This is a genomic window from Luteibacter sp. UNC138MFCol5.1, assembly GCF_900110505.1.
Classification (GTDB): domain Bacteria; phylum Pseudomonadota; class Gammaproteobacteria; order Xanthomonadales; family Rhodanobacteraceae; genus Luteibacter.
The window spans coordinates 240,861-265,435 of the sequence record NZ_FODZ01000003.1; the positions used below are offsets into that span (position 1 = coordinate 240,861).

The 24,575-nt window shown below is 67.6% G+C and carries 22 protein-coding genes; 10 read left to right on the forward strand and 12 right to left on the reverse strand.

Features of this window, described 5'->3' with window-relative positions; genetic code table 11:
• The first annotated feature begins 281 nt into the window (after positions 1–281).
• The 5 genes from BMY69_RS09485 (at position 282) to BMY69_RS09505 (ending at position 5,687) form a co-directional block, all read left to right on the forward strand.
• On the forward strand, positions 282–2,708 hold the full coding sequence (locus BMY69_RS09485; protein WP_090177516.1) for a glycosyl hydrolase family 95 catalytic domain-containing protein: 2,427 nt from the start codon (positions 282–284) through the stop codon (positions 2,706–2,708).
• Between the two features lie 130 nt (positions 2,709–2,838).
• Positions 2,839–3,294, forward strand: coding sequence for a PaaI family thioesterase (locus BMY69_RS09490; protein ID WP_090177519.1), 456 nt, complete (start codon positions 2,839–2,841; stop codon positions 3,292–3,294).
• A 74-nt stretch (positions 3,295–3,368) separates the two neighbouring features.
• Entirely contained in the window at positions 3,369–3,992 is a 624-nt protein-coding gene (locus BMY69_RS09495; protein WP_090177522.1) for a hypothetical protein, read from the forward strand.
• A 49-nt stretch (positions 3,993–4,041) separates the two neighbouring features.
• Positions 4,042–4,914, forward strand: coding sequence for a cytochrome b/b6 domain-containing protein (locus tag BMY69_RS09500; RefSeq protein WP_090177524.1), 873 nt, complete (start codon positions 4,042–4,044; stop codon positions 4,912–4,914).
• Positions 4,911–5,687 (forward strand): molybdopterin-binding protein, encoded by a 777-nt coding sequence (locus BMY69_RS09505; protein ID WP_090177526.1) that lies wholly within the window; start codon positions 4,911–4,913, stop codon positions 5,685–5,687. Before BMY69_RS09500 ends, BMY69_RS09505 begins: the two co-directional genes overlap by 4 nt.
• Positions 5,688–5,703: 16 nt before the next feature.
• On the opposite strand, the gene BMY69_RS09510 is transcribed toward BMY69_RS09505, so the two are convergent.
• The 3 genes from BMY69_RS09510 to BMY69_RS09520 form a co-directional block, all read right to left on the reverse strand.
• A complete protein-coding gene (locus BMY69_RS09510) occupies positions 5,704–6,054 on the reverse strand; it encodes a hypothetical protein (protein ID WP_090177529.1) in 351 nt (116 codons plus the stop codon).
• A gap of 66 nt (positions 6,055–6,120) precedes the next feature.
• Positions 6,121–7,371, reverse strand: a complete 1,251-nt coding sequence (locus BMY69_RS09515; RefSeq protein ID WP_090177532.1) for a threonine/serine exporter family protein — start codon at positions 7,369–7,371, stop codon at positions 6,121–6,123.
• Between the two features lie 2 nt (positions 7,372–7,373).
• The gene (locus BMY69_RS09520) at positions 7,374–7,757 is read right to left on the reverse strand and encodes a malic enzyme-like NAD(P)-binding protein (protein ID WP_218143155.1); all 384 of its coding nucleotides are present in this window, start codon (positions 7,755–7,757) and stop codon (positions 7,374–7,376) included.
• 169 nt (positions 7,758–7,926) lie between these two features.
• On the opposite strand from BMY69_RS09520, the gene kdsA reads away from it, so the two are divergent.
• Complete coding sequence (kdsA, locus tag BMY69_RS09525; protein ID WP_090054062.1) at positions 7,927–8,772, forward strand: 3-deoxy-8-phosphooctulonate synthase; 846 nt, start codon at positions 7,927–7,929, stop codon at positions 8,770–8,772.
• A 217-nt stretch (positions 8,773–8,989) separates the two neighbouring features.
• Here the strand turns inward: kdsA and BMY69_RS09530 are convergent, their stop codons facing one another.
• Entirely contained in the window at positions 8,990–9,523 is a 534-nt protein-coding gene (locus tag BMY69_RS09530; RefSeq protein ID WP_090177538.1) for a PAS domain-containing protein, read from the reverse strand.
• A 126-nt stretch (positions 9,524–9,649) separates the two neighbouring features.
• Here BMY69_RS09530 and BMY69_RS09535 point away from each other — a divergent pair, with 126 nt between their 5' ends.
• Entirely contained in the window at positions 9,650–11,419 is a 1,770-nt protein-coding gene (locus tag BMY69_RS09535) for a sensor domain-containing diguanylate cyclase (RefSeq protein WP_090177540.1), read from the forward strand.
• Between the two features lie 400 nt (positions 11,420–11,819).
• Here BMY69_RS09535 and BMY69_RS09540 read toward each other — a convergent pair whose 3' ends face one another.
• The 3 genes from BMY69_RS09540 to BMY69_RS09550 form a co-directional block, all read right to left on the reverse strand.
• Positions 11,820–12,521, reverse strand: coding sequence for an SOS response-associated peptidase (locus BMY69_RS09540; RefSeq protein ID WP_090177543.1), 702 nt, complete (start codon positions 12,519–12,521; stop codon positions 11,820–11,822).
• A gap of 137 nt (positions 12,522–12,658) precedes the next feature.
• Positions 12,659–13,357, reverse strand: coding sequence for a glutamine amidotransferase (locus BMY69_RS09545; RefSeq protein ID WP_090177547.1), 699 nt, complete (start codon positions 13,355–13,357; stop codon positions 12,659–12,661).
• A gap of 22 nt (positions 13,358–13,379) precedes the next feature.
• Positions 13,380–14,975, reverse strand: coding sequence for a Na+/H+ antiporter (locus tag BMY69_RS09550; RefSeq protein WP_090177548.1), 1,596 nt, complete (start codon positions 14,973–14,975; stop codon positions 13,380–13,382).
• 175 nt (positions 14,976–15,150) lie between these two features.
• Between BMY69_RS09550 and BMY69_RS09555 the strand changes: the two genes are divergently transcribed.
• Positions 15,151–17,145 carry a CocE/NonD family hydrolase gene (locus BMY69_RS09555; protein WP_090177551.1) on the forward strand — a complete coding sequence of 665 codons (1,995 nt, stop codon included), beginning with the start codon at positions 15,151–15,153 and terminating at the stop codon, positions 17,143–17,145.
• A gap of 142 nt (positions 17,146–17,287) precedes the next feature.
• Here the strand turns inward: BMY69_RS09555 and BMY69_RS09560 are convergent, their stop codons facing one another.
• Genes BMY69_RS09560 through BMY69_RS09570 form a run of 3 tightly spaced genes read right to left on the reverse strand, consistent with a single transcriptional unit; the run spans position 17,288 to position 19,633 of the window.
• Positions 17,288–17,617, reverse strand: coding sequence for a hypothetical protein (locus BMY69_RS09560; protein ID WP_090054078.1), 330 nt, complete (start codon positions 17,615–17,617; stop codon positions 17,288–17,290).
• Between the two features lie 14 nt (positions 17,618–17,631).
• Complete coding sequence (locus BMY69_RS09565; protein WP_090177554.1) at positions 17,632–18,399, reverse strand: LytR/AlgR family response regulator transcription factor; 768 nt, start codon at positions 18,397–18,399, stop codon at positions 17,632–17,634.
• Positions 18,392–19,633: a sensor histidine kinase gene (locus BMY69_RS09570; protein WP_090177556.1), complete on the reverse strand. Its 1,242-nt coding sequence runs from the start codon at positions 19,631–19,633 to the stop codon at positions 18,392–18,394. The genes BMY69_RS09565 and BMY69_RS09570 overlap by 8 nt, the downstream gene beginning before the upstream one ends.
• Positions 19,634–19,865: 232 nt before the next feature.
• Here BMY69_RS09570 and BMY69_RS09575 point away from each other — a divergent pair, with 232 nt between their 5' ends.
• A complete protein-coding gene (locus tag BMY69_RS09575) occupies positions 19,866–20,207 on the forward strand; it encodes a hypothetical protein (protein ID WP_139206062.1) in 342 nt (113 codons plus the stop codon).
• A gap of 58 nt (positions 20,208–20,265) precedes the next feature.
• Here the strand turns inward: BMY69_RS09575 and BMY69_RS09580 are convergent, their stop codons facing one another.
• Both BMY69_RS09580 and BMY69_RS09585 read right to left on the reverse strand, forming a co-directional pair.
• Positions 20,266–21,225 carry an LD-carboxypeptidase gene (locus BMY69_RS09580; protein ID WP_090177559.1) on the reverse strand — a complete coding sequence of 320 codons (960 nt, stop codon included), beginning with the start codon at positions 21,223–21,225 and terminating at the stop codon, positions 20,266–20,268.
• 121 nt (positions 21,226–21,346) lie between these two features.
• Positions 21,347–22,327: a helix-turn-helix domain-containing protein gene (locus tag BMY69_RS09585; RefSeq protein ID WP_177191133.1), complete on the reverse strand. Its 981-nt coding sequence runs from the start codon at positions 22,325–22,327 to the stop codon at positions 21,347–21,349.
• Positions 22,328–22,734: 407 nt separating this feature from the next.
• Here BMY69_RS09585 and BMY69_RS09590 point away from each other — a divergent pair, with 407 nt between their 5' ends.
• The gene (locus BMY69_RS09590) at positions 22,735–24,483 is read left to right on the forward strand and encodes a M28 family metallopeptidase (RefSeq protein ID WP_255364516.1); all 1,749 of its coding nucleotides are present in this window, start codon (positions 22,735–22,737) and stop codon (positions 24,481–24,483) included.
• The last annotated feature ends 92 nt before the right edge of the window (positions 24,484–24,575 follow it).

Here is a 24,575-nt window from a genome sequence, read left to right on the forward strand (position 1 = left end):
CGACTTTTGTGGACACCCCAACGAGCACACACGGTTGCCGCCCGAGGCTCACAGGCGCCGATCCCCAAGACGGCACCACGAAGCTCCGTTGTTCAGTCCCGCAAAGCGGTCAGCAGCTCACCGTCATTTGTCGTACATATTCATCGTTGCGCTTTTTCGGAGGTTCCAACAAGCTGCGCCGCAGCATGACAAGCCTCATCGCATCGGGTTAGCTTGATTTGTCTTACAAATCAGTTCTCAACGGCCTGGCAGTGCCTATGACGAGCGACGGGGATCGACGGATGGACCTGAACGAGGCGCGCCTCGCGGCGATGGATCGGCGACGTTTCCTGCGCATGACCGGCATGGCGGCGGCCACCCTCCCATGGCTTTCGCTTTCCCCCTTCGCGCACGGCGGACCGGTGCGACGTCCCCCCGGTCCCGTTCCCGCGTCGTCGGGTCGACACGTGCTCCGCTACGAGACGCCCGCACCGGAATCGAACGCGATACGCGAAGCCTTGCCGATCGGCAACGGACGCCTCGGGGCCCTGGTCGGTGGCGACCCGGCGTCGACGTTCCTCTACCTCACCGACGCCTCGATGTGGCTGGGAGAGCGCGACGTGCCGTTGGGCGAGGACGGCCAGTTCGAATACACCGCCGACCATTTCGGCGGCCTGGTGATGCTGGCGAAGCTGTACCTCGCGATCGACGGTCACGATGCGGCCCACATCACCGATTACCGCCGCGAGCTCGATCTCGGGCAGGGCACGCTGCGCGTCACGTACCGGAAGGACGGCATCACGTACACGTGGAATGTCTTCGCCAGCCACCCCGACGACATGATCGCGATCCAGCTATCGCAGAGCGGTGGTGGCACGTACAGCGGATCGATCGACCTGCGGGGGATGCACGAGGACGCCACGCGTGTCGGGATGGTGCCCGAAACGCCCTCCATGGCGTCGACGCATTTCGCCGGCACCCTGCCGAATGGCCTTCGATACGCGACGGGCGTCACGGTATCGGCATCCGGTCGGATCCGCACCGATACGCGAGTTCTCCGATTTGAGAACTGCGCCACACTGTCGGTGATCGTTTGCGGCGGCACGAACTACACACCGGACGTTTCGCGAAACTACATGGATGGGTCGCTCGATCCCCTGACGCTCGCCCTGCAAAAAGCGAACGCCGCCGCGTTGGTGGCACCCGCCACACTGTTGCACACGCACGTCGCCGACCACCGCTCGCTGTTCGACACCATGCGCGTGGATCTGGGCGCGTCGACGGAAGCGCAGCGCGGGATGGACACGTGGTCGCGCCTGCAGGCGCACGCCGGCGGAGCAGCCCCGGACCCGGAGCTCGAAGCGACCTATCTGCAATACGGCCGCTACCTCACGATCGCCGGTTCGCGAGGCGGCCTGCCCACCGGACTGCAAGGGCCGTGGCTCGACAGCAACACGTCGGCGTGGATGGCCGATTACCACAACGACATCAACATCCAGATGAACTACTGGCTGCCCGACAGGGCCGGCCTGTCCGCGTGCTTCGATCCCTTCACCGAGTACTGCCTCAGCCAGGTCGAAGGATGGACGCGGATCACGAAGAAGCACTTCAACGATCCACGCAGCAGCTATCGCAACAGCTCGGGAAAGATCGCCGGCTGGACCGTCGGCATCTCCACCAACATCTACGGCGGCGGAGGCTGGCGATGGCATCCCGCCGGCAACGCGTGGCTGTGCAACAACCTGTGGCAGCACTATCAATACCGGCCCGACAAGGCATACCTCGCCCGTATCTACCCCGTGCTCAAAGGCGCCTGCGAGTTCTGGGAAGCGCGCCTGCTTACCGTCAGCGTGCGAGACCCGGCCACGGGGCGGATGCGCGAAGTACTGATCGACGACGCCGACTGGTCCCCCGAGCACGGCCCCACCGACGCCAAGGGCAACACGTATTCGCAGGAACTGGTCTGGGACCTGTTCGAAAACTATCGCCAGGCCAGCGCGCTGCTCGGCAAGGATGTCGGCTACGCCGCGACGATCGCCGGACTGCAGTCGCGCCTGTACCTGCCGCAGGTGAGCGGCAAGACCGGCTGGCTCGAGGAATGGATGACGCCCGACGATCTGGGCGAGCCGGGGCACCGCCACCTCTCGCCATTGATCGGCTTCTTTCCCGGCGACCGCATCCGCAAGGACAGCAGCCCGCCCGCGTTGATCGAAGGCGTGACGAAGCTGCTGGAGGCGCGCGGGACCGGCGGCTACGGTTGGGCCTGCGCATGGCGCGCGATGTGCTGGGCGCGTCTGGGCGAGGCCGAGAAGGCGTACGACCTCATCCGCATCAACCTAAAGCCGTCGCATCGCCTGACCAACGGCACCGCGCAGAACCTGTTCGACATGTACAACCTCGACGCGACCAGCGACGCGTTCCAGATCGACGCGAACTACGGCACGCCGACCGCCATGCTGGAAATGCTGGTGCAGTCGTGGCCGGGCGAGATCACGTTGCTCCCGGCGCTGCCGAAGGCATGGGCGGCGGCAGGCAGCGTCACCGGCATCGGCGCGCGCGGCGGTTTCGTCGTCGATCTGTCGTGGAATGACGGCAAGGTCACGTCGGTGACGGTGCGGAGCGTCGGTGGTGAGACGACGCGTCTGAAGATCGGCGCATGGACGAAGACGCTCTCGCTGCGTCGCGGCGCGGCGGTGACGCTTGCTCCCGACACGGGTGATTTCCGCTAAGCGAACGCCGCGGCGCCAGCTCGTCCCTCATTGAGCATCGCGAGGCGACCGCGCCGTCGGGTCTGGCGCAAGCCGCCGAGTCTACCTACTATTAGGTAGCTAGACTCCTTTCCCGCTCTCAAGGCCCGACATGACCACCCGCACAGACCAACACACCGCCACCGGGCTCGACTTCCTCCTTACCGCGAAGCGCACCGGCGGCCTCGGCGTCGGCATCGGTGAAACCCTCGGCATGACCCTCGGCGACATCGAGGACGGGCGCGTGGTGATCGAAGCCTCGCCCGGCCCCGAACACGGAAATCCCATGGGCTCCGTGCACGGCGGATATCTGGCCACGATGCTGGACGGCGCCATGGCCCTGGCCGTGCAGACGCAGGTGGACGTCGGCACGCGCTTCGTCACGACCGACCTCAACATCACCTACGTCAGACCCGTCATGCCGCGCGCCGGCGTGGTCTACGGCACCGGCTCCATCCTGCATCGCGGGCGCACGCTGGCACTGGCCGAGGCGCGGATCACGGACGCCGACGGCGTTCTCTACGCCCATGCCACGGGAACGTTCGCGATCTCGGCGCCCCTCATCTGACGATTGACACCACCCTACTAGTTGGTAGACTGAGGACTCCCTCACCCGCGACGGCTGTCGCAAAGGAACCTCCGATGTCCCACCGCACCAAGCTGTTCATCCTCGGCGCGACCGCCGCGCTCGTCGCCGGCGCCGTGTCGCCCGCCTTCGCCGATAACGGCGCCGAGAAGGTCCGCGTTCGCGGCACGGTCACCGCTCTCTCCGGCGACCACCTGCAGGTGAAGTCGCGCGAAGGCAAGGACGTGACGATCACCCTCATCGAGGGCTACAAGCTCTCGGGCGTCGCGAAGGCGAGCATCGGCGACATCAAGCAGGGCGACTTCGTGGGCATCGCCTCGATGCCGAAGTCGGAAGGCGGCGACGGCGCGCTGGAAGTGCTGATTCTCCCCCCGCAGCTGAAGGGCCTCGGCGAAGGCAGCTACCCGTGGGACCTGAAGCCGCACAGCACGATGACGAATGCCACGGTGGCCGACTCGGTGAAGTCGGTCGACGGGAGCACCGTGACCGTGAACTACCACGGCCAGGACAAGAAGATCGCCATCCCCAACGGGACGCCCGTCGTGACGCTGGCGCCGGCCACCGTGGCGGACGTCAAGCCGGGCACTGTCGTCTTTGTCAGCGCTGAAAAGGCCACCGACGGCAGCCTGACCTCGAACCAGCTGATCATCGGCAAGAACGGCGTCGTGCCGCCCATGTAAGGCCCGAGCGCCGGCCAGCCCCGCGCTGGCCGGCGCATGGAGTGTTTCGATGACCACGCCCGTTCTCGCCGGCGCCGACGCCGGCAACGACACCCCCGTCGCGCCGCGCCGTCGCCTGATCCGTCGACATTCGCTCGTCGTGCGCCTGACGCACTGGCTCAACGTCACGTGCCTGTCGTTCCTGCTGCTCAGCGGCCTGCAGATCTTCAACGCCCATCCCCGGCTCTACTGGGGCCAGTACGGTGCCGACGCCGACCACGCCTTCTTCGAGATCGGCAATCGGGCGGACGGCGACACCCTGCACGGTTTCCTTCGGGCCGGCCCCCTGCGCATCGATACGACGGGCGTGCTCGGCGTGTCGAACGAAGACGGCAGCCCCACCGCGCGCGCGTTCCCGACATGGATCACGATCCCTTCGTACCACGACCTCGGCGCGGGCCGCCGCTGGCATTTCTTCTTCGCGTGGCTCCTGTTCTTCAACGGGCTGATCTACCTGGGCCACGGCATCCTGCGCGGCCACTTCCGTCGCGACCTGCTACCCGATCGCGATCAGTTGTCGCCGCGTCACCTCTGGCGCGAGATCGTCGACCATGCGCGCCTGCGTTTCGCGCATGGCGAGGAGGCGCGCCGCTACAACGCGTTGCAGAAGCTGAGTTACATGGCGGTGGCGTTCGTGCTGCTACCTCTGATGGTGCTCACGGGCCTGACGATGTCGCCCGGCGTCGACGCGGCGTTTCCCTTCCTGCCCGGGCTCTTCGGCGGCCGACCGTCCGCGCGGTCGATCCATTTCGTCACGGCGTCGCTGCTGGTGGCCTTCGTCGTCGTCCATGTGGCGATGGTCATCCTGTCGGGCCTGTGGAACAACCTTCGCTCGATGATCACCGGGCGCTACGCCATCTCCGACGAGGACACGTCGCCATGACGCTCGACAACTCACGCCGCCGGTTCCTCCGGAGCCTCGCGCTGGGTGGCAGCGCCCTCGCCCTCGCCTCCTGCGACCGGCTCGCGCAGGGCGGCAGTTTCGACGCCCTGCTGCGCGAAACGGAGAAGCTCACCCTGCGCGCGCAGCGCGCGTTGCAGGGCCGGCATGCCCTGGCGAAGGAATACACGGAAGCCGACCTCTCGCCCGTCTTCCGCGCCAATGGCACGCAGATGCCGGATTCGGACGAATACGCCAGCCTGCTCGAGAACCACTTCGCCGACTGGCGCCTCAAGGTCGACGGCCTGGTTCAGCACCCGCAGAGCATCTCGCTCGACGAACTGAAGCGTTTCGCGCCGCGCACGCAGATCACCCGCCACGATTGCGTCGAAGGGTGGAGCGCCATCGGCAAGTGGCAGGGCGTGCCGCTGGGACGCATCCTCGACGTGGCGGGCCTCAAACCCGGCGCGCGCTACGTGGTGTTCCACTGCGCCGACGAACTCGAACAGACGCTGGACGGCAGCGGCCGCTACTACGAAAGCATCGACCTGGTCGACGCGTACCACCCGCAGACCATCCTCGCCTACGGCATGAACGGCAAGGACCTGCCGGTCGCCCATGGCGCGCCGCTGCGCCTGCGTGTCGAGCGCCAGCTGGGTTACAAGCAGGCGAAGTACCTCATGCGCATCGAGGTCGTCGATTCGTTCGCGGCCTTCTTCGGCGGCAAGGGCGGCTACTGGGAAGATCGCGGATACGAGTGGTACGGCGGCATCTGACGCTGACGATGCGACGTCAGGCGCAGCCCCGCGCGGCCTTGTAGACAGGATCCTTTTCGGGCTGCCGCGCGCCGGGCGAGCGCACGGAGACGGCCGCGCCGTTACCTTCCATGTAATCGCCGACCGCGACGATCGCAGCGACCTGCGCGGCACTCGCCACCGTGATCAGCAGCCCGTCTTTCGTTTGCTCGACGCGGGTCGCCGGATAGGCCGGCCTGACCGTATCGAGCAGGCACTGCGAGAACTCGGCGCTGTTCTGTCGCGTGCCGAAGCCGGCACGCGGCGTAGCGCGTGTAATCGGTTGGGGTGTCGCCGCATTGGCGATGCCGGTGGCGAGAACGAGGCTGACGATCAGGACTGCGCGCATGACACTCTCCCTGGTACGGACGGCGACATCGATCGGTTGCCTTTCGATCAGACCACCGAATGGCTGTCATGGCAAGCTTGGCGCGCGACCGTGTCGATGGACGGACTCGCCGGCCAGTGCCACGCAAAGCCCGGTCGCGATCGCGAGCGTCACGACGAGGGTGGTGATCGCGAGCGATACCGTGGTGGCGAGGAGTCCGGGCGTCGCCGTTCCGCCCGCCTGCATGATTTCGATCGCTCCCACCGCCGTACGGAAGCCGTAAGAGCCCGGAATCAGCGCCACCGTGCCCGCGAAGGCGAACGCCACGGCCGGGGCGGCGATGCGGCGCGTCGCGACGCGCGCGATCACTCCGGCGGCCAGCGTGCCGGCGAGCGACGCCGCGGCGAGATCGAGGCCGGCGTGTTGCAATGCCGTGCGCAGCCCATGGCTGGCCATGCCGCAGACGACGCAGATCCAGATGGCATGCGCCGGCACGTTGAACAGGAGCGCGAAGCCGAGGGCCGCGATGCCGGCGAACGCGACGTCTTCGGCAAGACCGAGCGCGACCGGCGCGGCGTCGACGGGCAGCGTTCCCCCGGTAGATGCCGCCGCGGCCAGCAGCGCGAGGCCGATCGCCATCAACATGGCGACGCTCGTGGCAAGACGGCTGATGCCGTTGGCCGCGTGGCCGGTCACCAGGTCGCGCACCCCGTTGATCAGCGGCACGCCGGGAACGAGGATCATCCCCGCCGCGGTCAGGCACAGCACGGGCGACACGCCGGGAAACGGTTTCAGCGCGAGCACGCCCGCCACGCCACTGACGAACGCGGTGATCGCTGCCACGGCGATGCCGTTCATGCCGTATTTACCCAGCCGCGTCCGCAGGAGCACGTTCACCAGCCCCGCCAGGAAGGACGCGGCGACGACCGTCCAGGTGGCGCCGAAGAGCCGGGCAAGCGCGGCGGCGGTCGTCGCCATGCCGATTACCACGAGCCAGCCGGGATAACGCGGCGAATGGTCCACGCGATCGAGGCTCGCGTCGAACGCGGCGGACGACGTACCGGGCACGATGTCGGCGATGGCGGCACGCAACGCGATCAGTCGCCCCATGTCCACGCCCGGCGGCGCGAGCCGCGGACCGACCCGAGTGGCGAAACGATCGCCCTGTTCCACCGTCACGACGATGTTCTCCATCGTGATCATCACGTCGCTGTCGATGCCCAGCCGCGACGACGCCTCGCGGACGTGCCGCAACGCATGCGCCGTGTCGGCGCCGGATGCCTGGAAGAGGTCGCCGGCACGGGACAGCACGTGCACGGCGACGCGATCGTCGGCCATCGTCAGCGGTATTCCGCTTTGTAGGCCATGAGCCCGTTGGCGAGGCCGTCGTCGGAAACCCGGGATGGGCTGGCGCGCGCGGCGACGATGAACATGTCCTGCGTGACGCGACGCATCTGGGTCGCGTACAGCGCCATGCCCATCGCCGGAAAGATGTCGACGTTGTTGCCCTGCCCCGGAACGAAAGCCACCCCATCGCGCAGCAGGTCGGTGTCGAGACGCGACAGTTCGAGGCGGATGCGTGCGATCTGGTGTTCGAGCGAACTGGGCGCGGGAGGCAACAGGCCCTCGATACCCAGCGCCTTGCGTTCTTCCAGCGGGAACGCCGTGCCGCGGTTGAGGCGGGGATTGCGAAGCAGGCTGTAACCGGTCAGCGACGTGCTCATGGCGGGCTCCTCCGGGGACATGCGCGAAGGGTAGGCAACCCGTTCTCCACCCTATTGCGCGGAAGACACCGGTTTTGTAGATGCGCGCCGGGGACGGCCGGTCGCAGCGGCGCGACGCGGACGAATGCTATGCTTTTTGTCATTACCCGCGCATCCGGAACGCTAAGCGATGAACATCACCATCACTCCCGGCGTCGACGTCGGCAACGCCCTGCCCTTCGTGCTCTTCGGCGGCATCAACGTGCTGGAAGACCTCGACTCGACCCTGCGCGCCGTCGCGCATTACGTCGACGTGACGGGACGGCTGGGCATCCCGTACGTCTTCAAGGCGAGTTTCGACAAGGCCAACCGCTCGTCGATCCACTCGTTCCGCGGGGTTGGCCTCGAGGAAGGCATGCGCATCTTCGAGCGCGTGAAGGGCGAGTTCGGCGTACCGATCATCACGGACATCCACGAGATCGACCAGGCGGCCGTGGCGGCGGAGATCGTGGACGTGCTGCAGGTGCCGGCGTTCCTCGCCCGCCAGACGGACCTCGTGGTCGCCATCGCGAAGACGGGCCGCGTCGTCAACGTGAAGAAACCGCAGTTCATGAGCCCGGGCCAGACGCGCCTGATGACGGAGAAGATCCGCGAGTCCGGCAACGACCGCATCATCCTCTGCGAGCGCGGGACGCAGTTCGGCTACGACAACCTCGTCGTCGACATGCTCGGGTTCCGCGAGATGATCGAAGGCAGCGACAACTGCCCGGTGATCTTCGACGTCACCCACAGCCTGCAGCGGCGCGAGTCCACCAGCTCGGCGAGCGGCGGCCGCCGCCGCCAGGTGGCCGAACTGGCCCGCGCCGGCATGGCGGTCGGTCTGGCCGGCCTGTTCCTCGAAGCCCACGAAGATCCCGACCACGCCCGCTGCGACGGCCCGAGTGCGCTCCCGCTGGACAAGCTCGAGCCGTTCCTCAAGCAGATCAAGGCCATCGACGACCTGGTCAAGGGTTTCCCGGCGCTTGATATCCGCTGAAGAGGCTACTGCCCCGAGCGCAACCGGCCCTTCCGGATCAGCGGACCGCCCGGCACGTCCGGGCGGCGCGGCCGTGGTGGCTCGCCCTCATCCGGCGCGCGCGCAGGGGCTTCATCCGGGACGGACGTCGGCGCGTCGTCGCTGCGTTCGGTCGGGTCGCTTTCGTGCATGGCGGCTTACTGATGAATCGGCGGCGCCAAGTCTAACGCGATGGCCGTCAAGAGCTGGACAGGACCCTGCTCCGCCGGAGTGGCGTTCCTGACGAATTTCTCAGCACCGCCCGGGCGGGCTGCACGGTACGCGGTGCCTCGGGGACCGCCTCGAACAGCACGACGCCGCCGACCAGCGCACCGTCCTTGTCGAGAAGCGGCTGCCCGGATACCGAAATCCAGGCCGATTCGCCGTCGCTTCGGCGCACCTTCATCACGACATCGTGGGTGGTCTCGCGACGCAGGATGGCGCGGGACAGCGGCAGATCCGTCGTGGGAAACGGGCGGCCTTCGAGCGTGAAGATGCCGTGCATGGAACTGTAATCATCGATGCCGGCGCCGCGGCGGACGCGGCCGAGGATCGCGTCGGCGGCGGCGTTCGCGAAGACGATCCGGCCCTCCCGGTCCGCCAGAACGACGGCCTGCGGCAGCGCCGCCAGCGCGTCGAGTCGCGTGCCCGACCACGCGCCGTCGAGGAGCGGATGGATGCTTGCTGGTGCGGATCGGCCCAAAGTCCCCCCCCACGGAAACCGGTGGCGCATGACTCATGCGTTACGCCCGATTTATCGCACTGGCCCGCATGTGCAAATCGTGAAGGAATCGCGCTTGACCTCGCTTCCGGCGCATGCAAGCTTCGCCCATCACGAGAGGGAGCGACGTACCCAGTCATGACTCCGATCGACGAGCAGGCCCGCCTCGCCCGGCTCCGCGCACTCCGGGTGCTGGACAGCGCGCCCGAGGACATGTTCGATGCCATCGTGCTCGCCGCCGCGGCCGTCACCGGCATGCCCATGTCCCTGCTCAGCCTGATCGACGAGAACCGCCAGTGGTTCAAGGCGAACGTCGGCCTGCCTGGAGTGCACGAGACACCCCGCGAGTATTCGTTCTGTCAGCACGTCGTCGCGGCGTCGGGCCCGCTGGAGGTGCACGACGCCACGAAGGACCCGCGCTTCGAAGACAACCCGTTCGTCACCGGCGCGCCGGATGTCCGCGCGTACACCGGCTTCCCGGTGCAGACCGCGGATGGCGTGACGCTCGGCGCGCTCTGCGTGCTGGACAACGAGCCGCGGCAACTCACGCCGCAGCAACTGGAAGCCCTCGCCCATCTCGCGGAAGCCGCATCCGTCGCGCTCGAACGCCGCCGGGAGTTGCTCGAACGACGCGAATCCGCCGAACAGGATGCCGCCGAGGCACGGCGGCTGGCGCAGGTCTCGCAGGCCCTGGAAGCCGAACTGCGCGGCAGCCAGCAGTTCCTCCAGCGCACCGGCCGCGTCGCCGGCATCGGCGGATGGGAACTCGACCTGCGCAACGGCGACCTGCGCTGGTCGGAACAGACCTATGTGATCCACGACCTCCCGCCGGACGTCGATCCGCGCCTGGAGGATGCCCTCACCTACTACCCGCCCGACGCGCGCGAAGTGCTCAGGCAGGCGATCGACGCCGCGATACTCCACGACACGCCGTGGGACCTCGAGCTGCCCTTCGTGACCGCGAAGGGACGGCCCATCTGGGTGCGCACGGTAGGTGCGCTCGAACGGGAAAACGGCGTGCCCGTCCGTCTCGCCGGTGCCTTCCAGGACGTCACCGACCGTCGCCGCGCGATCGAGGCGCTGCAGTCGAGCGAGAGGCGTTTCCGGCAGATCTTCGAACTTTCGCTCGGTCTCATCTGCACGCACGACTTCGACGGCACCCTCCTGTCGATCAATCCGGCCGCCGCGGCGTCGCTCGGCTTCGACATCAGTGCCATGCTCGGGCGCAACCTCGCCGAGTTCATGATGCCCGCGCGACGACCGGCGTTCGAGGCGTACCTGGAACGCATCCAGCGCGAAGGCATCGATCGGGGGCTGCTCGAGCTGATCGGCTCGGACGGCGGGTTGCGGTACTGGCGCTACCAGAACGCGGTGGAGAAGGATGTCGACGAGTCCTACGTCCTGGGCCACGCCCAGGACGTCACGGAACAGCATCGCTATGAACAGCTGCTGGTGGAGTGGTCGACGAAGGACCCCCTGACCCGGGCCTTCAACCGGCGTTACCTGGAGCGGCTGGAGCAACGCGTGAAGGCGCATCGCCCCTGGGCGTGCATCGTCATCGATCTGAACCACTTCAAGGCCATCAACGACACGTTCGGGCACCAGCGTGGAGACGAGATCCTCGTCGCCACCGTCGGCCTGCTCCATCGTTGCGCCGCCGAGCGCGATGCCGTGGTGCGTCTCGGCGGCGACGAATTCCTGATGGTGATCGACGACCCCGCCAGGCTCGGCGAGACACGCGCCCTGATCGAAGAGGAAGCCGCGATCGCGGAGATCGCGCTCAGCATCGGCGGCACGGTCAGCGAACCCGGCGAGGCCGTGGATACCGTGATCGCCCGCGCGGACGGCGATCTTTACGCGGGCCGGGAGGGTCGCCACCACCGTTCGCGCGATCGCCAGGAAACCTGATCCAAGGCCCTGAGATCCGGCACCGCCATGCTCCGCCCATGTCGAAGGGGGCATGCCATGAAACCACCACGCGGAGTACCCGAAGGCCACGTCGTCTGGTCGAACTACGGGTATGGATACGAAGCCCGGCTGTCGCGCCGCGGACGCCCGTTCGCACGATTGCGCCGCCTCGCGCAGGAGACCGGACCACGCTGGGAACTCGTCTGGCTGTACGGCCCGGCGTGCTGGCGCCCGACCCGGGCGAAGGTCGCCGTGGCGCTCGAACGCAGCGTCGAGGCGTACGCGAAGCACCATGCCGCGCACATCCGCCGGCAGATGCCGCCGGATCCCTATCGGGTACCGAGCGACGACGACTGGGAAGCGCTCTTCCGCGCCGACGACGTCGACTACGAGGCGACCGTCAGGCCGGTCGGTCCCGTCCGGTCGGTTCGACCAGTCCGGAGCCCTGGTTCCTCGAGGAGTTCACGGCCTTCGTGACCGGGTGGTAGGTCAGCTCGGCCTCGGGCACGGCGGCCAGCACGGCCGACGCTTCGTCGGGCTCGCCGGTCATCCACACGCGCCAGAGGTCCGGCGGCAGGATCACCGGCTGGCGCTGGTGGATGTCGGCCGAGACCTTGCCCGGCTCGCCGGTGACGATGGTGTACGTGTGCAGCCAGTCGTCGTCGGGCGACGCGCGCCAGCCCTCCCACAGGCCCGCGAACATCATCAGGTGACCTTCCGGGTGGTGCAGGAAGTACGGCTGCTTGGCGCCGTCCTCCGTGCGCCATTCGAAGTAGCCGGATGCCGGGACCAGGCAACGACGCTTGCGGAACGCGTTGCGGAACGACGGCGTCGTCGCCACGGTTTCCGAGCGCGCGTTGAACAGCTTCGCGCCGCCCTTCGCGTCCTTCGCCCAGGACGGCACGAGACCCCAGCGATAGAGCTTCGTCTCGAACCCGCCGGCGCCATGGCCCAGCACTAGGCCGCGTGCCGTCGGCGCGATGTTGTACGCCGGCTCGCGCTGGTTGATCTCGCTGATGATGTCGACCTCGAGCTCTTCCAGCACCATCCGCGCCTCCCGACTGAGGCTGGCAGGTCCGAAGGTGGCGTAGCGGCCGCACATGGAACCAAGCTACATCATCTGCCTGCTGATGACGCGGGGAGAACCAAGAGGCCCACGCGGCCCGATCGGCGGAACGATATCCTTGAATAACGCTAGCTCTTATTCAAGGATCCGGCTGGCTCGGCCGGGCCTTCCACTCATGCATACGCTTCGTCGAGCCACGCCGCGACGACGGCGCGGCAGGCGCCGGGAAGCACCGCCGCCGCGTCGGCCGCCTGCGCGCGGAGGGTGCGCGGATCGATGCCGGCCTGCGCGAGTTCCGACGCGTGGCCGACGAGCCAGCGCTCGATCTGCGCGAGGTCGGCCTCGAGATGGAACTGCAGGCCAAGGACGCCCTTGCCGTCGCCGAACGCCTGGTTCGCGCCGACCGGCGTGCTCGCGAGATGGCGCATCCCCTCCGGGATGTCGAACTGGTCGCCATGCCAGTGCAGCACCGGCGCGGTGCCCACCGCGGCGAGCGGCGACGCGCGCCCGGCATCGGTCAACGTGAGCGGGCCGAAACCGATCTCCTTGACGCCGAGCGCATACACCTTCGCCCCGAGCGCGCTGGCGATCAGCTGCGCGCCGAGGCACACGCCCAGGATCGGCTTGCCCGCGGCGAGGCGCCGCCGGATGAGGTCGATCTCCGCGCGCAGGAACGGATACGTGTCGTCGTCGTACACACCGACCGGACCACCGAGCACGACCATGAGGTCGTCGGCGAGCGGGTCGAACGCGGCGAGGTTCGCCACCGGCGCGTCGACGTAACGGACGTCGTAGCCGCGCTCGCGCAGCAGCGGCTCGATGTAGCCCAGGTCTTCGAAATGGATGTGGCGCAGGGCGACGCACGTCGTCATGGTTCGGGTTTCCGTGATGCCGTCAGGGAGGGCTCTGCCGGTCGTTCTCGGCTTCGATCTGCTGGAAATCGAGATCGCGCTCGAGATAGTGCAAGAGTTCGTCGTGGATGCGCCCGGAGCGATGCAGGCGCAGCAGTTCCGCACGGCCGGCGGCGATGGCGGCCAGCACCACGTCGTAGTGGTCCATGCGACCGGTGCCGAGCGTTTCCGGCGCCTTCGCGTAGCGCTCCGCGATCGATACGCGGTACGTGTATTGCTCGAGCAGGCGCGGGTGGATGAGCGCGCCCGTCTCGTCGTAGGCACGCGCCTTGACGGCTTCGAGTTGCGCGGCATCGACGAGCACGAGCGCCTGCGCCTCGGTGAGGTGTTCCGACGCCGAGCGCTCCACGCGATCGAGGCCCAGCCAGCGGATCACCGGCGCGATCGTCCCGCCCTGCACCACGACGGTGACGAGGATCACCGCGAAGGCGGCGGCAAGCGTGAGGTCGCGACCGGGCACCGCTTCGGGCAGGGACAGGGCGATCGCCAGCGTCACCACGCCTCGCATGCCGGCCCAGCTGAGCAGGAACGACGCCTTCGGCGAGGGCGGCGCGGGATGCCTGCCGACCAGGCGCCCGAGCGGCACGCGCAGGTAATCCGTGGCGTAGATCCAGAAGAATCGCGAGAGGATCACGGCGGCGAGCACGGCCAGCAGGGGGACGCCAAGGGAGTCGATGGCGTTGCCCAGGCCACCGAGACGCTCGACGACGCCACGCAGCGAGAACCCGATCAGGATGAAGACCAGCGCCTCGAGCAGGAAGATCATGACCTCCCAGAACGCCGTGCTGCGCACGCGGATGTTCGCCGTGAACACGTCGTGCTGGTACCAGCCGAACACGATGCCGCAGGCGACCACCGACATCACACCGGAGACGTGCAGCGATTCGCCGCCGATATACGCGGCCCACGGCGACAGGCACGACGCGGTGATCGCCAGGAACACGTGGTCGATGTAGCGCAGGGCGAAAACGAGCAATCCGCCCACCACGAGACCGACGACGATGCCGCCGACGGCGAGCCCCGCGAAGCTCAGCACGGCGGCCTGCGTGCTGAAGGCACCGGTGAGCGCGGCCGCGACCGCGAAGCGGAACAGCACCAGGCCGGTCGCGTCGTTGAGCAGGCTTTCGCCTTCGAGCAGCACGAGCAGGCGCCGCGGCAGGCGGACCTTGCCCAGCACCGCCTTCGCCGCGACCGCATCCGGCGGCGACACCACGGCACCCAGCGCGAAGCACGCGGCCCACGGCAGCGACGGCAACACCCAGTGCACCGTGACGCCCACGACGAAGGTCGTGAACACCACGGCGCCCACCGCGAGCCAGAGGATGCCGCCGAGGTATTTGCGGAATTCGGACCACACGGTATAGAACGCCCCATCCATGAGCAGCGGCGGCAGGAACACCGTCAGCACCAGCTCGGGATCGAAGCTCACTGCCGGGATGCCCGGCAGGAACGCGATGGCGATGCCACCGGCCAGAAGCGCGGCCGCGGACGGAAGGCGCAGCCGCCTCGCGATCAGCTCGAGGGCGAGGATCGCCACCAGCAGGATCAGGATGAACTTGAATGTCTCGGTCGACGCCATGCGTCTCGTCCCCTTTGCCAACGATGCATCTTAGCGCCCGTGGCTCCTTCCGGATTGAAAGAGCCACGCACGCTGCCGACAGACGGACAAGACACCGTGCCGGAAGTCATGCATTGTCCTGCCCTGATCGATTTGCCAGACTCGATGAACCGTCCCTGAAAAAACGAGCCTGCCGATGCGATCGAAGCGCCCTGCCCTCCACGATGTCAGGACCGCGTTGTCGGTCGGCGTCGCCACGTTCTGCCTGGCGCTCGCCGCCGGTCCCGTCGCCGCGCAGCAGACGACGCTGACGCCCGAGCAGAAGGCCATGGTCGACAAGCGCAACGACATCGAGCGCCAGCTCGAGGACGTGGCGATCATCGACCGCAAGGTGATGGTGAAGATGCGCGACGGCAAACGCATGGCGGCCGACGTCTACCGGCCGAAGAACGCCGCCGGCAAGGTGCCGACGATCTTCGTGCGCACGCCGTACAACTTCAACTTCTGGGACGTGAAGCTCGGCGCGCCGCGCGACATGAGCCGGCAGCTCGCCGCGGTGAAGCGCGGTTACGCGTATGTCGACATGAACGAGCGCGGCCATTTCTTCTCCGAAGGCAATTACGAGATCCTCGGCGCGCCGCTCAGCGACGGCGTCGACGCCGTGCGCTGGATGACCTCGCAGCCGTGGTCCAACGGCAAGGTCGGCACCACGGGTTGTTCGTCCACCGCCGAATGGCAGATGGCCGTGGTCGCCGAGAACGAGCCCGGCCTGGCTACGTTCAACGTGCAGGGTTTCGGTGCCGGCGTCGGCAAGGTCGGCCCGTATTACGAGCAGGGCAACTGGTACCGCGGCGGCGCCGTGCAGATGCTCTTCATCTCGTGGCTCTACGGCGAGCAGAACCAGGTGCGCCCGATGTTCCCGCCCGGCACGTCGCAGGCGGACCTGATCCGCGCGTCGAAGGCGTTCGACCTCGCCGCCGCCATGCCGCCGGTCGACTGGGACAAGGCGTTCTGGACGCTGCCCGAGAAGGACATCATGAAGGCGATCGACGGCCCGAAGGGCATCTTCGCCGATGCCATGGACGTGCCGACGGGCGGCAACATGATCGCGCGCACGCCGAACAGCCCGAACTGGTACAAGGGCGGCCTGTGGCACGAGAACATGAAGATCGACAAGCCGGGCCTGTGGTTCATGAGCTGGTTCGACGTCTCGGTGTCGCCGAACCTCGCGGCTTACAACCACGTTCGCGAGACCGCGTCCAAGGCCGTCGCCGATCAGCAGTACGCCGTGATCGCGCCCGTGCTGCACTGCGCGTTCACCCGCGCCACCGAGCACACCATGATCGGCGATCTCGACGTGGGCGATGCCCGGTTCGATTACGAGGGCCTCGTGTTCGGCTGGTTCGACAAGTTCCTCAAGGGCGTGGACAGCCCGATCGTCGACAAGCAGCCCAAGGTGATGTACTACGTGATGGGCGAGAACAAGTGGCGTAACTCGCCCACGTGGCCGCCCGTCGGCGCCACCACGCGCGAGCTCTACTTCACCAGTGGCGGCAAGGCGAACACGCTCTACGGCGACGGCAAGCTGGCCGAGAAGCCGGCCGATACCGACCAGCCGGACAGCTTTCTCTACGATCCCGCCAATCCCGTCACCACGCTGGGCGGCGGCGGTTGCTGCCAGGGCACCGCGGTGAAGTTCGGCTCGTTCGACCAGAATCCGCAGCTCACGCGCAACGACATCCTCGTGTACGACTCCGAACCCTTCAAGGAGGGCACCGAGGTCAGCGGCCCGATCACGGTGACGCTGTATGTCTCGTCGGACGCGAAGGACACCGACTTCACCTTCAAGGTGATGGACGTGTATCCGGACGGCAAGGCGTACAACATCACGGAGAACATCCAGCGCATGCGCTATCGCGACGGCTACGGGAAGCCGCCGGTGTGGATGAAGGACGGCGAGACCTACAAGGTCACGTTCCAGCCGATCGACACCAGCAACTTCTTCGCCGCCGGCCACAAGCTGCGCGTGGCGGTGACGAGCAGCAACTTCCCGCGCTTCGACCGCAACCTCAACACCGGCGGCAACAATTACGACGAAGCCAAGGGCGTGATCGCGCACAACGTGGTGCATCACGACGCGGCGCATCCGTCGAAGATCGTCTACACGGTGGTGCCGCGGAATACGCCGTGACCGTAAGCGCGCTCCTGCCTTCGGGTAGGAGCGCGCCCTGCGCGCGACATTTTTTCGCGCCAGTCTTCGGGCGAACGCGCCAGGTCCGGGCTCTGGCCGAAAGATGTCGCGCGCAGGGCGCGCTCCTACAGGAGTAACGCGCTCACGCGGGTTTGCAGTCTTTCGTCACCTTGTCGGCGTTCGTCGTCACGCACAAGGTAAAGCCGGGCGGCAATCCGTCGACAAGGCGTTCCTCCCGTGCCGCCAGCGAGAACGCGCGTACTTCCCTGCCCGCGTCGAACACGGTGTACCAGCAGCGATCCGCGCGGCTCGCCTCGCAGGCGAAGCGCGCGCGACCCATGCGCACCTCGGTGCGGCTCTCCAGCGTGACGGTGCCGTTCTCGCGGGCGCTCGCGGTGAGCGTGCGGTTGCCTGCGTCCGTGCAGCCGGCGAGGTTCAGGAAACAGTAGATGATGGAGAGGAACAGACGCATGGTGGACTCCTCGCCTACATGGCCCGGAAGATGGTCATGAAGGGCTGGCTGACGCCCAGGGTTTCCGGGCGGCCGCGCAGGTGCAGGCAGCCCTTGCCGGTGTCGTCGCGTTCGACGGATGCGACCTGACGCAGATTGACGATCGTGGAGCGGTGGATCTGGCGAAAGATCCGCGGATCGAGCTGACGAAGCAGATCCCGGATGGGCCGCGTCAGCAGCGCGTCGCCATCGGCCGTCGCGACGAGCGTGTACTTGTTGTCGGCACGGAAATAGATCACGTCCTCGACGAGGATCAGGCGCGTCGCCCTGCCCGCGCTCGCGGTCACCCAGGTCAGCGGCTCGTCGGGCGGCGTATCGAAGCGCGGCCCGAGGTCCCTGGCCAGCTGCGCCGTGCGGCCCGCATGGCGCGCCGCGTCGGCGAGGCGTCCGCGCAGGCGGGTCACCGTCTGCGCGAGGCGATCCTGCGTGACCGGCTTGAGCAGATAGTCCACCGCCCCGCGTTCGAAGGCGTCGACGGCGTACTGGTCGTACGCCGTGATGAACACCACCAGCGTCGCCGGACTCACGTCCGCGGCCGCGGCGGCGACCTCCATGCCCGTCAGGCCCGGCATGCGAATGTCGAGGAACGCGACGTCGGGTCGATGCGTGGCGATGGCCTCCAGCGCCGCTCCGCCGTCTTCGGCCACCTCGGCCACCTCGAGGTCCGGCCACGCCTGCGCGAGTTCGCGCTGGAGCGCCGCGGCGAGCAGCTTCTCGTCTTCGGCAACGATGCACTTAGGCATGGTCGGCCACCCCCGTCACGGGCAACGTGATCGTCGCCGCGACACCGCTCGGAAAATTGTTACCGATGGAGAACGTCGCCGCGCTCCCGTACATCAGCCGCAGTCGTTCGCGCAGGTTCTTCAGGCCGATGCCGGTGCCCGCGCCGTCGCTGCGGAAGCCGAGGCCATCGTCGGCCACCGTGAGCGACAGGCCCGCCCCGTCGACGCCCGCGCGGATCCAGACGCCGCCACCGCCAGGCTTCGGCTCGAGACCGTGCTTGATCGCGTTCTCGACGAGCGTCTGCAGCATCATCGACGGCATCGGCACGTTCTGCGCATGCGCCGGAACGTCGACATGGATCGCCAGGCGCTCGCCCATCCGCAGCTGCATGATCTCCAGCCAGGCCGTCGAGCGCTCGAGCTCTTCGCCCAGCGTCGACAGCGACCCATCCGTGCGCGGCAGCGAACGGCGCAGGTAGGCGATGAGGTGGCCAAGCATGCGGTCGGCGCGTGCCGGGTCGGTGCGCACGAGTTCCTGCGCGCTGGCGAGCGTGTTGTACAGGAAATGCGGTTCGACCTGCGCCTGCAGCAGGCCGAGCTGCGCGGCCGTGAGTTCCTTCTCCATCTTGCTCTGGCGCACGTCGTCGCGTTCGCGGTTGCGCCGCTCGGCGAGGCGCTGCGTCGTGGCGCGCACCAGCGTCTCGACGTATTCGAGCGACGCGCCACCGTCGGGATTGAACCAGTCGATCCACGCGCCGCCGTCGGGCTCGCAGACGTACATGACGCTGCTCGAACCGTCCCCGGGCGTCACGGTGGCCACCACCTTCGTGCTCCGCACGACGATCGAATACAGCCTCGACAGGCGCCCGCGCTGCTGCTTCTGCGGAAGATCGGGCGGAATCTCCGCCCTCACCTGCAAGCCACCGCGCGTGCTGCCGACATCGCGCACGTTCGGCAGTTCGCGGACCACCGCCTCGACGATGGCGAACGCCTCGTCCGCCGGATAAGGCACCTCGACGCGACGGCGCTGGCGATTGGACACCGTCTCCGCGTCGATGCGTCCGGCGAGCACGCGCACGCGATACAGATGCGTCGCGCCGCGTGCGAGCGCGACGAGCAGACCGACGAACCACAGCGTGAAGACCAACGGCAGGGGGCCTTCGCCCCAGCCGATGGCGTTCAGCGCGACAAGGAGCACGCACCATGCGGCGAGCCATGCCACGACGAGTCGGATCACGAACTTCAGGCTTGCCATCTGGGGAGCTTCCGTCTTCGAGTGGCCGGGAGCATACGATGCGGTCAACGCGCGGATCACGGCGTTTCCGACGAAACGGCGCCTGGGCCGACGAAACGCCTGCCGTGCGTGCCGCGCTTTCCGCACGGTGGCTTGCGCGGCGCAGCATGACCTCGCGGCCCCCATGGTCCATGCTCGGGAAACGGCCAGCGGTGGGGACCGCGGGCCACGACACACTTCAAGGGGTTAACGCATGGCTTTATTGCTCGTCGTTTTCGCTGTCGTCGTACTCGCCATCTACCTCGGCATCCAGATGTTGCCGAAAAACCATCCCGCCAACTGGCTGCTCGGCATCGTCGGCGGTGCCTGCCTCGTCCTGGCCTGGTATGCGATTTTCCGACCCATGTTGCTCGCGTCCGGCGGTGGCGATCCGTCGCTCGTCGCGGTCGGCCTGACCGCGGCCGGCATCGTGTCGTGCGTGCTCGGCATCGTGTGCCTCGGCGTCTGCGTCTGGCGCGACCCGGCGCGTTTCTGGATGCTGTCGATCGTCTTCATCGGCGTCATCGGCGCCACGCAGGTCACGGCGCTTTCCTGAGGAAAAGGAACGATGCGGCCCGCGTGGGCCGCATTCGTACATCGCTCCCTCCAGCGAATCAGGCGGACGCGACGGGCCCGCCGTTGGCCGCACCGGCATACGCGTAGTCGAACGCGGAAAGCGTGGCGGTGCCCGCGACGCACTCGAGCACGGCGTGCGCGCCGAAAGGCAGCGTCCATTTGTCGGCGCCATGGCCGAACGAGAGGCCGCGAAGGATCGGCAGATTGCAGGCTTTGCCGAAGCGTTGCAGGGCGTGATCGATGTCGTAGCCGTTGTCGTATTCGCTGACGCGCTGGCCGCCAAGCCCGCCGATCACGATGGCGCGCTGCCGCTCCAGCACCCCGGCGAGTTTCAGCTCGTAGAGCATGCGTTCGATGCGCCACGCCTGCTCGCCGACTTCCTCCACGAAGAGGATGCCGCCGTCGATGCGCGGCAGGTACGACGTGCCGACGAGACTGCACAAGGCGGAGAGATTGCCACCCCAGAGCGTGCCTTCCACCAGGAGATCGCGCTGATCGTCGGCGCACGTCCAGCTCATGTCGGTGCGCGGCGAGAGCACCGTATGCCAGAAATGCCGCCACGTGTTCTCGCGCAGGTAGGGGGCACCGAAATCGGCGACCAGCATCGGCCCGTGGAGCGATCCTATCGCGCTGCGAGCGTAGAGCGCGCACTGCAGCACCGTGAAGTCGCCATGTCCGACCAGCACGCAGGACTCGTCGAGGAAGCGGGCGGCCAGGCCGTCGAAGTCGATGCGATCGAGCAGCGAGATCGCGCCATAACCACCGCACGTGGCCATGACGAGATGCGGCAACGGCACGCCCGGGTCCGCAAGCTGGTTGAGGTCGGCCGCGCGCTCGGCGTCGGTGCCCGCGAAACGCAGCATCACCCGATCGAGCACATCGGCACCGTGCACGGTGTGGCCGGCGGCCAGCAGTCGTTCGACGCCGCGCTCGCGCGCCGCGTGGTCGTCCGCATAGCCGGAGGGCGCGATGAGTCGGATATCGAGTCGTTTTGGCATGTGGGGCAAAGCATCGCTCCGCACATGCGCAAACGCAACTGCAAGTTGCTGCGGACCCTCCCCTCCCCTTGGCAAGGGCATGGCGGGAAGGGTCCGGTGGCGGGCTACGACGGGCCTGGGCCTACCAGCCGTCGTATTCCTCGGCGGGGGTCAGATCCTCGGCCCCGGCGCTGCGGGTCAACGTCTCGCGGGGCTGCTCGCCGAACACGCTGCGATACTTCTCAGCGAAGCGGGACAGATCCCACATGCCGCAGCTGAGCGCGACGGATTTCACGGATCGACGGCCGGCTTCCGCCGTGACCAGGCTGCGATGCGCCGTGCACAGACGAAGCATGGCCAGGTAACGGTTAGGCGGGATGCCGAGCAGGTCGTCGAAGGCGTAGCGAAGGCCTCGCTCGCTCGCGCCCGCCGCCTGGCAGAGCTCGAGCGAATAGATGTCGCGGCGGAGGTTCGCGCGCATGAACCGCTCGGCCCGGCGCACGACCTGGTAATGGGCACGGCGTCCGCGCGATGCCACCGGTCGATCCTCCGACGACGACGAGAGCGCGACGCGGATGTGTTCGTCGAGCAGGTCTTCGATCGGCCCCATCGCCGGTTCGCCCTGCTCCCGCACCTGCGCGGCGATCTGCCGGTAGGCGCGCCGGAGGTGTTCCGACCGCACCGAGAACAGCCGCAGCCGCTGGGCGGCCATGTCGACGTCCGCATGGTCCGATGCGAGGAAGCGGGCACGGAATCGCGCGTACGGTGCCACTACCAGGGTGAGGCGCGTGCCGCGCTCGAACATGAAATCGGTGGGCGTGCCCCGCAGCAACGTCACCGCCATGTCCGATTCGACGCTGACACCCTGGCACCAGCTGCGCTCGCCGGCCTCGTGCAGATAGACCAGCATGCAGGCGTCTTCGGGAACGGTTAGCGAGCCGCGCACGTCGAAGTCGATGTGCGCGGTCAGGTATGTCACGCCCTCGTGGGTCGTGGATGCGATGGCGGCGCGAGGTCGCGCCGGGCTCAGCGTGAGCAGATCGACCTCGCAAAGGCCGAGCGCCGCACCGAGAGTGACCAGATCGTAGTCTTCCAGGCCGTGAACGTCGGAAGGACGACTCATGCCGTTATCTCCCTGCCATGTGCAACCCATGCGTTCCGCATCGGCGGGAATGGCGCGGTCACCCGCGGGCCATCCCCGGCAACGCCCCTACCGCTGCCCGTACAGTTCCCTTCGACTCGCACCCACACCATCACGCACCCCCGCGCTGTTTCCCCGCGGGTTGCTCACCCGCCTCGTCCCTACGCCGAATCGGATTCCCCGAGAGGGAAACTGTCCGCCGACGCCTATAACTAACGGTGTATGGGACCAAATGCCAGCACTTTGTGAATTTGCCGATTCGGCGTAGCGAGTGGCGGAAGTATTTGACGAATTTGGCAAATTTGCTGCTAGGCGAGCAATTCCGGCAGGGCGACACCCGCACCCGCTACACTCGTTGGACGACGAGCCACGAAGGAACTCCTCCGCCGATGCGACGCCTCGCCCTTGCCTGCCTCACGGCCCTGACGCTGGCGGCCTGCCAGTCCCACGACGAAGAAAAGGCCCCGGCCGCCCCCTCGACGGCACCGGCCCGCGCCTCCACCTCGCCCCCGCCTCCGATGCCCGCGGTGGCCAACGAGCATCACGACTTCAGCCCGGAGATCACGGGCGACGACTTCGCGGCGCACCTGCGCGTGATCTCGTCCGACGAATACGACGGGCGCAAGCCCGGGACCCTCGGGGAACGCCTGACGACGAACTACATCATCGAACAGTTCAAGCGCATGGGGCTGGAGCCCGGCAACAAGGGCGACTGGATCCAGACGGTGCCCGCCGTCTCCACCACGCTGAACGGGCAGGACACGCTGGCCCTCGATGTCGCGGAAGGCGGCGGCACCGAGAAGTTCGCATTCGGAAACGACATGGTCGTCGGCACGCTCCAGGCGAAGTCCGATGTCGATCTGAAGGACTCGGACATCGTCTTCGTCGGCTACGGCGTCGACGCGCCGGAAGCGCAGTGGAACGACTTCGACGGCATCGACGTCAAGGGCAAGACGCTGGTGATCCTGGTGAACGACCCGGGCTGGAACGGCGCGGACAAGGCATTGTTCAAGGGTCGCGAGATGACCTACTACGGACGCTGGACGTACAAGTTCGAAGAGGCCGCGCGCAAGGGCGCGGCCGCGGCGTTCATCGTCCACCAGACGGAACCCGCCGCATACGGCTGGAATGTCGTCCGCAGCGGCTGGACGACGCCCCGCCTCGATCTTCCCGAGAGCGAGGATCCCGCGCCGCGCCTCCCCGTCGCCGGCTGGCTGACGCACGAATCGGCGCAGCGGCTGTTCGCGAAGGCGGGCAAGAACTTCGACGATCTGGCGAAGCAGGCGGACGTGCGCGGCTTCAGGGCCGTGCCGCTCGACGCGAAGGCATCGATCCACCTGCAGAGCACGATTTCCCACTCGCTGAGCAACAACGTGATCGGCATGGTCAAGGGCACCTCGGAGCCCGGCGAGGCGATCGTCTACTCGGCGCACTGGGACCACCTCGGCCACGACCCGGCGCTGAAGGGTCACCAGATCTACAACGGCGCCATCGACAACGGCACCGGCATCGCCGCGATGCTGGAGATCGCCGGCAAGTTCGCGCAGGAGAAACCGAAGCGCTCGGTGATCTTCGCCGCGGTGACGATGGAGGAATCGGGCCTGCTGGGTTCCAAGTACTACGTCGCGCATCCGCCGTTCCCGCTCGACAAGACGGTGGCCGACATCAACATGGACGCGCTGCCGATCACGGGCGCCACGCGCGACATGGAAGTGACCGGCCTGGGCCAGGGCGATCTGGAGGACATGTTCGCCGACGTGCTCAAGGCCGACGGCCGCGTCGTCAGCGGCGACGCGTCGCCGGAGAAGGGCCACTACTTCCGCTCCGACCACTTCAACTTCGCCAAGGCCGGCGTGCCGGCGCTGTCGGCGGGCGGCGGTACCGACATGGTCCAGGGCGGCAAGGCCGCGGGCCTGGCCGCCGAAGAGGATTACACGAAGAACCGCTATCACCAGCCGACCGACGTGTACGACATGCGCTGGAGCTTCGACGGCGTGACGCAGAACGTGAAGGCGTTCTATGCGCTGGGCGAGAAGCTCGCGAACAGCGACGTCTGGCCCGTGTGGAAGGAAGGCAGCGAGTTCAAGGCGGTGCGGGAGAAGTCACTGGCTTCGGGAGCCTCGAAGAAGGCGAAGTGATGCGTCGTCGCCGTGGATACCCGGACGCTCCGGCGCGTCACCCCGGCGCACGCCGGGGTCCACGGCGGGGCGATCGGTTGTCGCGATGACGT

What these genes read in the sequence shown, in the direction of transcription:
- BMY69_RS09485 (WP_090177516.1), top strand. Translation starts at nt 282, where the DNA reads ATGGACCTGAACGAGGCGCGCCTCGCGGCGATGGATCGGCGACGTTTC.
- BMY69_RS09490 (WP_090177519.1), top strand. Translation starts at nt 2,839, where the DNA reads ATGACCACCCGCACAGACCAACACACCGCCACCGGGCTCGACTTCCTC.
- BMY69_RS09495 (WP_090177522.1), top strand. Translation starts at nt 3,369, where the DNA reads ATGTCCCACCGCACCAAGCTGTTCATCCTCGGCGCGACCGCCGCGCTC.
- BMY69_RS09500 (WP_090177524.1), top strand. Translation starts at nt 4,042, where the DNA reads ATGACCACGCCCGTTCTCGCCGGCGCCGACGCCGGCAACGACACCCCC.
- BMY69_RS09505 (WP_090177526.1), top strand. Translation starts at nt 4,911, where the DNA reads ATGACGCTCGACAACTCACGCCGCCGGTTCCTCCGGAGCCTCGCGCTG.
- BMY69_RS09510 (WP_090177529.1), bottom strand. Translation starts at nt 6,054, where the DNA reads ATGCGCGCAGTCCTGATCGTCAGCCTCGTTCTCGCCACCGGCATCGCC.
- BMY69_RS09515 (WP_090177532.1), bottom strand. Translation starts at nt 7,371, where the DNA reads ATGGCCGACGATCGCGTCGCCGTGCACGTGCTGTCCCGTGCCGGCGAC.
- BMY69_RS09520 (WP_218143155.1), bottom strand. Translation starts at nt 7,757, where the DNA reads ATGAGCACGTCGCTGACCGGTTACAGCCTGCTTCGCAATCCCCGCCTC.
- kdsA (WP_090054062.1), top strand. Translation starts at nt 7,927, where the DNA reads ATGAACATCACCATCACTCCCGGCGTCGACGTCGGCAACGCCCTGCCC.
- BMY69_RS09530 (WP_090177538.1), bottom strand. Translation starts at nt 9,523, where the DNA reads ATGCGCCACCGGTTTCCGTGGGGGGGGACTTTGGGCCGATCCGCACCA.
- BMY69_RS09535 (WP_090177540.1), top strand. Translation starts at nt 9,650, where the DNA reads ATGACTCCGATCGACGAGCAGGCCCGCCTCGCCCGGCTCCGCGCACTC.
- BMY69_RS09540 (WP_090177543.1), bottom strand. Translation starts at nt 12,521, where the DNA reads ATGTGCGGCCGCTACGCCACCTTCGGACCTGCCAGCCTCAGTCGGGAG.
- BMY69_RS09545 (WP_090177547.1), bottom strand. Translation starts at nt 13,357, where the DNA reads ATGACGACGTGCGTCGCCCTGCGCCACATCCATTTCGAAGACCTGGGC.
- BMY69_RS09550 (WP_090177548.1), bottom strand. Translation starts at nt 14,975, where the DNA reads ATGGCGTCGACCGAGACATTCAAGTTCATCCTGATCCTGCTGGTGGCG.
- BMY69_RS09555 (WP_090177551.1), top strand. Translation starts at nt 15,151, where the DNA reads ATGCGATCGAAGCGCCCTGCCCTCCACGATGTCAGGACCGCGTTGTCG.
- BMY69_RS09560 (WP_090054078.1), bottom strand. Translation starts at nt 17,617, where the DNA reads ATGCGTCTGTTCCTCTCCATCATCTACTGTTTCCTGAACCTCGCCGGC.
- BMY69_RS09565 (WP_090177554.1), bottom strand. Translation starts at nt 18,399, where the DNA reads ATGCCTAAGTGCATCGTTGCCGAAGACGAGAAGCTGCTCGCCGCGGCG.
- BMY69_RS09570 (WP_090177556.1), bottom strand. Translation starts at nt 19,633, where the DNA reads ATGGCAAGCCTGAAGTTCGTGATCCGACTCGTCGTGGCATGGCTCGCC.
- BMY69_RS09575 (WP_139206062.1), top strand. Translation starts at nt 19,866, where the DNA reads ATGGCTTTATTGCTCGTCGTTTTCGCTGTCGTCGTACTCGCCATCTAC.
- BMY69_RS09580 (WP_090177559.1), bottom strand. Translation starts at nt 21,225, where the DNA reads ATGCCAAAACGACTCGATATCCGACTCATCGCGCCCTCCGGCTATGCG.
- BMY69_RS09585 (WP_177191133.1), bottom strand. Translation starts at nt 22,327, where the DNA reads ATGAGTCGTCCTTCCGACGTTCACGGCCTGGAAGACTACGATCTGGTC.
- BMY69_RS09590 (WP_255364516.1), top strand. Translation starts at nt 22,735, where the DNA reads ATGCGACGCCTCGCCCTTGCCTGCCTCACGGCCCTGACGCTGGCGGCC.